The sequence below is a fragment of the Kangiella sp. genome (assembly GCF_014762745.1).
GTDB lineage: Bacteria > Pseudomonadota > Gammaproteobacteria > Enterobacterales > Kangiellaceae > Kangiella.
The window spans coordinates 1-9210 of sequence record NZ_JABURJ010000095.1 but is presented as its reverse complement, the minus strand read 5'-3'; the positions used below and the strand labels follow the sequence as shown (position 1 = coordinate 9210).

Below are 9210 nucleotides of genomic sequence, written 5' to 3'. Positions count from 1 at the left end.
TTCGATTAAACTCACCCTATTGACAGCTAGCGACTTATGGGTGACCCCATTAATTGTTTTAAGTTTGGCGATAAGGTGTTGTGGATTGATCGTGTGGAAACGGTGAGTCAGGCGGAGATCTGGCTGGAGGTTGTGACGGATGATTTGGATGCTGCGACTGAATACTTTCAGGAGAGCGACGTTGTTCGTTGCGATGAAATTGAGCCTTTGCCGGAGGGTTTTAAGGGTTTCTGGATTTCGAGTCCGTCCAATATTATTCACTTGGTGACCAATTCGGATTAATATGGGGTGGAAATAGACGAGGGAGATACGGATATGTTGAATGTGAAAATTGATGCAGATCATGCATTGGTGATTTTGGAACCGGATGGTGCCTTAACCGATAATGATTTTCGGTTGGCGGCGCAATTAATTGATCCGGTGATTGAGAAGAACGGTTCGCTAAAAGGATTAATCATTCGCACGCGCTCATTTCCAGGTTGGGCTTCGTTTGCAGCATTGGTGTCGCATCTTCGCTTTGTTCGGGAGCATCATAAAAGCGTTAAACGAATCGCTTTCGTTACTGACTCGCCGGTGGGTTCTTTTGCACAATCAATCGGCAATCATTTTATCAGTGCTCAGATCAGAAACTTTACCTTTGATGAGTTTGAAGCGGCACGACGCTGGATTTTGTTTGGTGAGTAGTTGAGTTAGCTTGCCACTCTATTTTGACTCAACATATTTCGCGAAGTTATCAAGAATGCTTTGCCAACCTTGTTTCTGAAATTCTGGATCGTGTTGATCTTCCGCATCAAAAACTTCTGTAACTGTGACGCCTTGATCGGCTTGTTTAAAGTCGATTGATACTTCACGATCATCGTCCATGACATATTCTATGCGATTGGGCTTGTCGACTTTAGTGTAGGTGCCTGTGAAATCGAAACCCATGCTGCCGTCTTTGGCTTCCATCCGTGATGTGAATTTGCCGCCTTCGCGAAGATCGACCATGCTTTGTGTGGTGTGCCAATCTTCGGAAGCAGTGTTCCATTGTTTGATATCTTCAGGGTTGTTCCAACAATCCCATACAGTATTTAAGTCAGCTTTTATGGTGGTGGTTACGGTGATTTTCATGAAACTAGCAATCCTATGCATTGTCGTCTGTACTGTCGAATGATGAATATCTTACCCGATAAAAAAAAGAAGAGGGATAGAAGTAGTTCGAAGTTTTGGCCAACAGCTTGTAAAAAGATGACCCAAGTCGTACATTCTTAGACTCTTCCTGCTGTTCTCAAAATTTTAATGGTGTTGTCGTGATTTCAAAACTTCCTCGCTGGGTTGAGTTTGGTGCTTTTATTTTGGCCTTTGTCGCCGGTTATGTGAATGCGGTGGGGTTATTAGGTTTTGAGCATCAGTCAGTGTCACATTTATCCGGTACAGCAACCCTGCTTGGCACCGAGTTAATCAGCTCATCCGCGCAGAATGTTCTTCATCTTATTGCCGTACTGGTCAGTTTTTTTTCTGGGGGCGGGACTTTCTGGCTTTATCTTACATGGCAGCACCTTACGGCTTGGCCGACATTACGATACAGCTTTATACCTCGAGTGCATCTTATTACTAGGTGCTTTGGTGCTACTCAACGACGGCGCAATCGCTGGTCATTATTTGGCGTCAGCGGCCTGCGGTTTACAAAATGCACTGGCTACAACTTATAGCGGAGCCATTGTGCGAACCACTCATGTAACGGGTATTTTTACTGATCTGGGGATCATGTTTGGAGCAAAGCTGCGAGGCGAGTCATTTGATAAACGAAAAGCTATCTTATTTCTGATTATCATTAGTGGATTCGTGGTTGGTGGTGTCATTGGTGCTGTGTTATTCGACGACCTGGTCTTTAATGCCTTGATCATTCCCAGCGCGATTGTGCTGGTGTTAGGGATTGGTTATCGAATTTATAACGTGAAGATAGCTTATAAAAAAGTAGGGTCTTAAGCATCTCTTGGCAGCATCACTGTGACGCAGTTAATCAGTTTTTGAGTCTTTTTATCAATGGTGCTGGTGTCGGTTTGGTCGGGATGACTGAGTTGGTCAATGGCCCAGTCGATATGCTCTTTCACCATATCGTTGGCTTCTGAGTACTTTTCTTTTAGAGCGTCAATCATTGATGTTTGTTGCGAGTTGCCGATAGCGACGGCGAGGTTGCGCAGCCAGTTTTGATAGCCGATGCGACGAATCGGGCTGCCCTGAAAATTGTCGAGGAAAGTTTGTTGGTCCCAGCTCCAAAGCGTGGTCAGCGAAACTTTGTGCAGATCATGGCGCGGTGAAAAGTCGTCGATCTGGGTTTGCTCTGAGTAACGATTCCAGGGGCAGGCCAGCTGGCAGTCATCGCAGCCATAAATTCGGTTGCCCATTAACGGACGAAGTTCTTCGGGGATAGCTCCCTGATTTTCAATGGTCAGGTAAGAAATGCAGCGACGGGCATCAATTTTACGATCATCAAGAATGGCATTGGTCGGACACAGTGTGATACAGGAAGTGCAGCCGCCACACATATCTTCGCCGGGTTCATCCACCGGCAACGGCAAGTTGATAAAGATTTCACCCAGGAAAAACCAGGAGCCAGCATCCTTATTGATAATCAGGGTGTGCTTGCCCTTCCAGCCTAGCCCGGACTTTTCAGCGAAAGCGGTTTCCAGCACCGGTGCGCTATCGACCAATACGCGGTAATCCAAATCGACTTCATCATTCAGCGTGGTTTTTAAGGCTTCAATCACCTGCTGCAATCGCTTGCGCATCAATTTGTGGTAGTCGCGTCCTAGGGCATAACGTGAAATATTCGCAAGAGACTTGTCTTTAAGCGGTGTGGTGAAACTGGCGTTGTCATTGAGGTAATCAAAGCGTAACGACAAGACGCGACAGGTATTGGGATGCAATTCCGCAGGATTCTGACGCAGTTCCTGATTGCGCTCAAGGTAAGACATACAGCCATGATAACCATCATCAACCCACTGCTTGAAACGCTCGAAGTAACCGCTGGTGTCGGTATCGGAAACGCGAAGATCCTGAAAGCCATGCTGTTGCGCCAGCTCAACCGCCGTTTGTTTGATCTGTTCGAGTTGTTGGTCGGTTAGGGGCATTATTAGTGGTTGCGAATACTACCATGAAGACATGGTAACGCTATTCCTTCGGCAATAACATAAAGTCGAGGGCCATTTGCAGGTCGGCTTCGCTGCAATCGAAGCAGGCGCCTTTGGGTGGCATGCCTTTGTAGCCTTCGATCATGCTGGTCATCATGGCTTCTTCGCCTTTATCGAGACGTACCTGCCATTGTTCCATGTTGCCGCGAATCGGTGCACCGCCGTGGCCGCGTTCATGACAGCTGAAGCAGGACTGGTAATAGATGCTTTCGCCGGTGCGTTCCTGTGGTTCTGGGGTGCAGGCGGATAGTAATAGCAATGATGCGGCAGAGATCGATAAAAGAGTTGGTTTCATGGCGATGATACGGAGGTTTCGTAAATAGCAGGCACAAAAAAGCCGATCAGGTTGATCGGCTTTTTTGTAATGATTATAGGCTTTCTAGGATGTAATCAACGGTTGCTTTGATTTCATCGTCAGAGCAGTCTGCGCAAGTACCACGTGGTGGCATCGCGTTTAAGCCATTGATTGCATTAGAGTAAACTGACTCGATACCGTTTGCTGTACGAGCTTCCCAGTCTGCGGCAACACCAATTTTAGGAGCGCCTGCTGCGCCAGTGGTGTGGCAAGCCATGCAGTAAGTGTTGTAAATCTGCTCGCCAGAACGTGCTGCTGAAGAGTCACCGCCTGCGGCTGCTGGAGCTGCGTTAGCAACTTGTGGTACTTCGTCACCTTCAACATAAACGCTGTGAACAGGCTTCAAGCGTTCTTCAATATTGTGGTCGCTCATGTGCTTTGCAGTAGCGATTCCGGCAAAGCCAGCTAGTGTGAAACTGGCGATAAAAACTAATACGTTTTTCAAGTTTGTCATGACATCTCTCTCTGTATATGCCTGTTGCCTGTGCCCTCGATGCGAGAAGCAGGCATTCATGTGGCGCAGATTATAACGGTTATTGGCAAACGATCAAATAGTCATCAGCTATCAAGGGCAAAAAATAGCCAGATTCAACAGTGATCGCAAGCCTTTGAATTAGGCATAGGTTTTTAGCCTGAGATCAGGCAAACTAGCGCAAAAGCCTTGGTTGGGGAGTTTATGGGTTTTCTAAAGCAAACAGCGCTCAAGATGCTCGGCGAGGCGCTGGTCAATAAGATTCCTTTCAATCGCCATATTGGCCTTGAGTACGATAGCGTCAGTGAACAGGAATGTGTCATCAAGTTTGATATGAAGCCGGAGTTAGTAGGTAATTACTATCACGGAATTCTTCATGGCGGCGTGATTTCTTCGGCATTGGATATGGTTGGCGGGACTATGGCTGCAGTAGGAATTTTGCACGATAACCCGGCCACTCATTTGCCCCAGTTGAAAACCAAGCTGGCCAAACTAAGTACCATTGATATTCGGGTGGACTATCTACGGCCAGGTAAAGGCGAACATTTTTTTGCCAAGGCTCAACTGCTGCGTGCCGGCCGTAAGGTCGCCGTGGTGCGTATGGAGCTGGAGAATAATGAAGGATCATTAATTGCGGTGGGAACCGGCACTTATATGGTGGGTTAGCGTTAGCCGTAACCTGTCGAATTAACGTTATAGCTGGGTGTTTTCAACGTTCATGTCCCCTAAAGGGGCTTCCTTTGGTCGTTTTTACGAGCAAAAAACGAACCAAAAAACTCGCCCTAAAAGTTAGGCGCTTTGCGCTTCCCTCACTATCCAAAATCACTTAACGTGCCGCAAAACGAAACATCCTTGTTTCGAATTTGCTAAATTGGGCTATCCTGCCCAATTTACACTATAATTTTGAATATTGAGGCTAACTTTTAACGGGGTATCTGGTGCATATCGTCGGCTTTGTCAGTCTACTGCACCTGCTTATTAGTTTATAAAGATAGTCTTTTAAAAGCAGAGTGCTAAGAGAAGACAGTTTAAAAAAGAGAATTTCATGCAAAATATAAATCGCGCGGGATACATTTACGGCATTCTGGCCTTTGTTATCTGGGGGCTGGCACCTATTTATTTTAAGGCTCTTGAAGGGGTCTCGGCGCTTGAGATTCTGGCGCATCGGGTGGCCTGGTCGGTGCCGGTGGTGCTGCTTATTATGTGGGCCATTAAGCGGCCATTTCCGAAAAATATCCTGCAGGATAAGAAAACCATTGGCATTCTTATCGCCACCTCGGTGTTAATTTCCGGTAATTGGCTGGCCTTCACCTGGGCGGTGACCAATGAACGAGTGCTGGAAACCAGCCTCGGTTACTTCATCAATCCGCTGTTCAGCGTTGCTTTGGGAATTATGTTCTTAAAGGAAAAGCTGACCACTTGGAGCAAGGTAGCCTTAATTTTGGCAACCTTGGGCGTACTTTACCGAATTGTCTCGCTAGGTAGCCTGCCCTGGATTTCGCTATGGCTGGCCTTTTCGTTCGGGGTTTATGGGCTGTTGCGCAAGCAGGTCAATATTGGTCCATTGCAGGGATTGTTGGTTGAGACTCTTATCGTACTGCCAATCACGGCAGGCTATATCCTCTATTTATGGTACACAGAAAGCGGTGCTTTCCTGTACACATCAGCTCGCATCGACTGGTTACTGCTGGCGGGTGGCATCATTACCACAGTTCCATTGGCCCTATTCTCTGCCGGAGCCAGGTTATTGCCACTCAATACTATTGGCTTTATGCAATATCTTGCGCCAAGTTTAACCTTCCTGCTGGCGGTGTTCGCCTTTAAGGAGACCTTCAATACCGAGCTGCTGATCACTTTCGCATTAATCTGGGCAGGATTAATCGTCTACACCATTGGGGTAGTCAGGCAGCAGAACCAAAAACGTCGAGATCGGAAATCAGCTGCTAAGTTAATGGAAAATCAGTAAATTTAGGGTCCAGGACTTGAGCAATAATCGTGTTGGCGAAAGGCGGATTTATGATAAATTGAAGGGACTACTGATTAAGTCATAGTACAAACGGAGTTTGTATGACCCTCGAAGTCATTTTTGTCTTTGCACTGGTATTAGCAGTCTTTATTGCTTTTATCTGGGAAAAGTATCCACCGGAGGTGATTGCCCTGGCTTCATCGGCGATTCTGATGGTGGTGGGTATTCTCGATACCGGTGAGTTTCTGTCGGTTTTCAGCAGCAGTGCGCCAATGACCATTGCCATGATGTTTATTATCAGTGCCTCTCTTGAGCGCACTGGTGTGCTGCAAATTATAAGTAACATTCTTAAACGCAGTGCAAAAGGGTCCTATCTTCGCTCTTTATTGGTGATCATGTTTTTCAGCATGATCTCGTCAGCCTTTATGAATAACACGCCGATTGTCATCATGCTGACGCCAGTGGTGATTTCGTTAGCAGCCAGCATCAATATGGCACCCTCCAAGCTACTGATCCCCTTATCTTTTGCTTCAATTTTTGGCGGCACCTTAACGCTGGTCGGAACCTCGACCAATATTCTGATGAGTACCGTCGCTTCTGAGCATGGACAGCCAGAAATTGGCATGTTTGAAATGACCCTCCCCGCTTTATTTTTTGTTGTGGTGGGGTTTGTTTATATGTTGCTGGCTAGCCGTTTTCTGTTGCCGGATCGCTATTCACTGGCTGATGTGGTGAACAGTCAGCCTGAACGAAAGTTCATCGCAGAAATATTTATTCCTGCCGATTCCAACCATATCGGTAAGCCAGTTAAAGACTTCCCATTACCAGTAGAGGGAGCACGCATATTGGATATGGTACGACGAAATTTTTCAGTTAGACGGCGCATGAATGATCTGACAATAAAGGCTGGCGACCGATTTATTCTAAAAACAGATGCCAGCGAACTCTTGAGTCTGAAAGAGGATGGTCAGGTAGAGTTCAGCACTTCGCTACCCAAAGGGATTGAGCCGGTAACAGCCAGCGAATCCTTGCTGATGGAAGGCAGTATCAGTGAAAAGTCTCGTCTGATAGGACGGCGTGTTGCTGACTTAGGGCTGGCGCATAAATATGGTGTGTATGTTATTGCCATTCACCGTAACGATGAAAACTTGAATGAAAACTTTGAGGCTATCAAACTAAAGTTTGGTGATACTTTATTGTTGGAAGGATCTGCTGAGGGGATTAAGCGATTATTGGAAGACGGCAATGTCATTAATTTGACCGAACCGCAAGACCGCCCCATCCGTCGGGGCAAAGCGCCAATTGCCTTTATTACAATTATCAGTGTTATGATCTTGGCGGCTATGAATGTATTGCCCATTGCAGGATTGGCAATTATTGGCGCGACCATCGTTATGATTACGCGATGCGTCGATCCTGATGAAGCCTTTGATGCCATTGACTGGCGCATTCTGTTTTTGATTTTCGGAATGCTGGGGCTAAGTTTGGGTATGGAGAAAACGGGAGCGGCTGAATTGTTGGTCGGTGCCGTGGTTGGGATCACCGATAATATTGGGCCGATTGGGTTGTTATTTGCGGTTTATGTTCTGACTTCGATGCTCACAGAAATGGTGAGCAACAATGCAGTAGCTGTATTAATTGGCCCACTGGTCATCGCCCTTGCTGAACAATTAGGATTGGATCCCAGACCTTTCATTATGGCTGTGATGTTTGCGGCCAGTGCCAGTTTTGCAACGCCAATTGGTTACCAGACCAACACATTCGTCTATGGCGCGGGCGGTTATAAATTTAAAGACTTCCTGAAAATTGGTATTCCGTTGAATGTTATTTTTGCGTTGTTGGCGACCGCGGTCATTCCGTTATTTTTTCCTTTCTAGAGCAAATCTGCCGAGGTGATTAGAGTTTCACCTTGGCAACTTTAATCACACCGTTGGCATCGTATTCACGATCAAACACGCAGTAATAGTCGCTCATCAAAGGCAAACCCATGATCGACATATCAGGCCAGTTTTTCAATTGATCCATGATCATAAAATAGGCCCGGCCATGTTCCAGTGCATTAATCTGCCAGTAGTTGTCAGGCGTACAGCTCATGCGGATTTTTTCGCCATAAGGGCTTAGGAAATAAAAATGAATGTCAGGCCATTGGGCTAAATCGAGATCGGTTGGGAAGTAGCCTTTGCCAGACTGATTGGCATTGGTGAAGCGTTCGATATGACGAATGAAATCAACATTCAGATCAATTAACGCATCCATTAATTCTTGATATAAATAGCGCTGCAGAACCAGAAAACTGGAGCCACAGTCAATGATGCTATTGGAGCGACCCTTGCTACGATAATTATCCTGAATTGGTGGGGCGGCAATTTCACGACCATTGCCTACCTGCATCGAAAGCAGTTTGGTGTTGTAGTAGTTGTCATGTACCACATCAATCGTTTCCAGATTGCCATAGTAAAGTTCACGATGGACTTCACCTGCGCCGAGAATCAGCAGTCCTTGATTTAAGGGATCGGCATGCAAGTCTTCTTCGGTATAAGTAGGATCAGCAACATGAACAATCGAGCGCTTGGTATAAAGAGCAAATTTGTTTTTACTGATTTTTTGTTCTTCGAGTTGTGTGAAGAATGCTTTGGGATTTTTTCTGGGATAGTTTTTGAGTTGTTGGCGAAACTGACGTACACCATGTTTGCTAGATTCAATCTCAAATGGCCAAGGGTAAGTGTGGGCAGGATCAATATTACGCTGGGTAAAATGTTCAGTTAAGTCATAGACTTTATTTAATTCTCGATAACCTAGGCCAAGAATGCCATCCGCACCAAAGAAGTTGTCTTGCTGCTCTGTTTTAATCACTGAAATATGCGCATCTTTAAGCAGCATTCGTTTGTTGCCATGCTCCAATGAGAGATGCGTTTTGACCACTGGGCCAGCCCAACCTCCGGAGCCGTAAGTAATGGCTTGAGCATAGGACGTAGGCTCTAGATAAAAGTCATTGGCATGGTCGTATGCTTGAGTTTCTACGGCAATGGTACTGCTTCCGGTGTCCAGTAACAGATGCGCGACTTCCTGATTGCAACCAACTTCAATCGGCACACAATAACCCCCCTTTGCGCGTACAATCGAAATCGGCAGTTTCATGGTGTCCTTGGGCATGATTATTTTTCCTGTCTCAGAAGAAAGCTATGGGCAAAAAAAAGAGCCTCAATTGAGGCTCTAAGTTTAGGTGTATTTATTGCTGAAAAGC

9 protein-coding genes and 2 pseudogenes are annotated in these 9210 nt (G+C 46.1%); 6 read left to right on the top strand and 5 right to left on the bottom strand.

What is annotated here, in order from left to right:
• Positions 1-57: 57 nt before the first annotated feature.
• Together HUJ19_RS07165 and HUJ19_RS07160 are read left to right on the top strand one after the other, a co-directional pair.
• Positions 58-282 (top strand): annotated as a pseudogene (locus tag HUJ19_RS07165) (hypothetical protein); the annotation flags it as partial.
• Between the two features lie 33 nt (positions 283-315).
• Positions 316-684 (top strand): STAS/SEC14 domain-containing protein, encoded by a 369-nt coding sequence (locus HUJ19_RS07160; RefSeq protein ID WP_290623032.1) that lies wholly within the window; start codon positions 316-318, stop codon positions 682-684.
• Positions 685-702: 18 nt separating this feature from the next.
• On the opposite strand, the gene HUJ19_RS07155 is transcribed toward HUJ19_RS07160, so the two are convergent.
• The gene (locus HUJ19_RS07155; RefSeq protein WP_290623031.1) at positions 703-1110 is read right to left on the bottom strand and encodes an SRPBCC family protein; all 408 of its coding nucleotides are present in this window, start codon (positions 1108-1110) and stop codon (positions 703-705) included.
• Between the two features lie 179 nt (positions 1111-1289).
• On the opposite strand from HUJ19_RS07155, the pseudogene HUJ19_RS07150 reads away from it, so the two are divergent.
• Positions 1290-1968, top strand: a pseudogene (locus HUJ19_RS07150) (YoaK family protein).
• Here HUJ19_RS07150 and queG read toward each other — a convergent pair.
• The 3 genes from queG to HUJ19_RS07135 form a co-directional block, all read right to left on the bottom strand.
• Positions 1965-3113 carry a tRNA epoxyqueuosine(34) reductase QueG gene (gene queG / locus HUJ19_RS07145; protein WP_290623029.1) on the bottom strand — a complete coding sequence of 383 codons (1149 nt, stop codon included), beginning with the start codon at positions 3111-3113 and terminating at the stop codon, positions 1965-1967. The pseudogene HUJ19_RS07150 and the gene queG overlap by 4 nt on opposite strands.
• A gap of 40 nt (positions 3114-3153) precedes the next feature.
• The gene (locus tag HUJ19_RS07140) at positions 3154-3468 is read right to left on the bottom strand and encodes a c-type cytochrome (RefSeq protein ID WP_290623028.1); all 315 of its coding nucleotides are present in this window, start codon (positions 3466-3468) and stop codon (positions 3154-3156) included.
• Positions 3469-3541: 73 nt separating this feature from the next.
• Positions 3542-3982 carry a c-type cytochrome gene (locus tag HUJ19_RS07135; RefSeq protein ID WP_290623027.1) on the bottom strand — a complete coding sequence of 147 codons (441 nt, stop codon included), beginning with the start codon at positions 3980-3982 and terminating at the stop codon, positions 3542-3544.
• Between the two features lie 222 nt (positions 3983-4204).
• Between HUJ19_RS07135 and HUJ19_RS07130 the strand changes: the two genes are divergently transcribed.
• From HUJ19_RS07130 to HUJ19_RS07120, 3 genes are all read left to right on the top strand, one after another.
• Positions 4205-4666 (top strand): thioesterase family protein, encoded by a 462-nt coding sequence (locus tag HUJ19_RS07130; RefSeq protein ID WP_290623026.1) that lies wholly within the window; start codon positions 4205-4207, stop codon positions 4664-4666.
• Positions 4667-5045: 379 nt separating this feature from the next.
• A complete protein-coding gene (gene rarD, locus HUJ19_RS07125) occupies positions 5046-5966 on the top strand; it encodes an EamA family transporter RarD (RefSeq protein WP_290623025.1) in 921 nt (306 codons plus the stop codon).
• 101 nt (positions 5967-6067) lie between these two features.
• A complete protein-coding gene (locus HUJ19_RS07120) occupies positions 6068-7843 on the top strand; it encodes an SLC13 family permease (RefSeq protein WP_290623024.1) in 1776 nt (591 codons plus the stop codon).
• A gap of 19 nt (positions 7844-7862) precedes the next feature.
• Here HUJ19_RS07120 and HUJ19_RS07115 read toward each other — a convergent pair whose 3' ends face one another.
• Entirely contained in the window at positions 7863-9104 is a 1242-nt protein-coding gene (locus HUJ19_RS07115) for a pepsin-like aspartic protease (protein ID WP_290623023.1), read from the bottom strand.
• Positions 9105-9210 lie beyond the last annotated feature (106 nt).